The organism is Vibrio sp. 1580, from assembly GCF_033340055.1.
Genome location: NZ_JAWOVT010000248.1, coordinates 1 through 740, shown reverse-complemented (window position 1 = coordinate 740; position 740 = coordinate 1). Strand labels below are relative to the sequence as shown.

Below are 740 nucleotides of genomic sequence, written 5' to 3'. Positions count from 1 at the left end.
TACCTGATAAGGCTGAAAAACGCACCTAATGAATCATAGTAAAGCATGATTTAAAAAGGCTGGGACATAGCCCAGCCTTCTTTGAAAGAGATTAGAACGCTACGTCTAACCCTAACCAGTGACGACGTCCATCTTCGACGTACCCATATTCTTTGTAGTTGATGTCTTCATCGAACAGGTTGTAAATCGCACCTTTGATCTTGGTGTTATCCGTCAACTGATACGTTACGCCGGCATCTACAAACGTATAAGCAGGTTCAACGATGCTGTTGCGTGATGGGCCAGTGACCGGATCCATTTCTTTGCCTCGGTAGGTCACTTTCGTCCAACTCTCTAGGTTGTCTGTTGTTTGCCAAGTGACATCAACATTAAACAGATGCTTTGGAAGTTGCTGAAGTGGCATGCCTTTGTATTCACCCGTTTTTTGCTCCGAGTCGGTAAAGGTATAGCTTGAGCTTAAGTAGATAGTCTCGGTTAGTGGTTTCGCCAACGTTGCTTCTACACCCTGAGTAACAGCTTCATCCACATTAATGCGGTAAGTAGGATCTGCCCCCCATTGGTTTGGGCCATCCGTACAAATTGTATCTGGGCACACCACGCGAGTAATCTTATCTTTAAACTCATTGTGGAAGGCGGTTAACGTCACATCAAGACCAGAATCACCTTGGTAAAGCACACTGATTTCTTTGTTCAGGGAAGTTTCCGGATCCAAATCTGGGTTACCATAAATATTACCGCCA

Annotated in this window: 1 protein-coding gene; it reads right to left on the bottom strand. The window is 44.7% G+C overall.

Features of this window, described 5'->3' with window-relative positions:
* Positions 1-91 precede the first annotated feature (91 nt).
* Positions 92-740: TonB-dependent receptor domain-containing protein (locus tag R7093_RS25320; RefSeq protein ID WP_318147033.1), on the bottom strand; the 649-nt coding region annotated here is incomplete at its 5' end.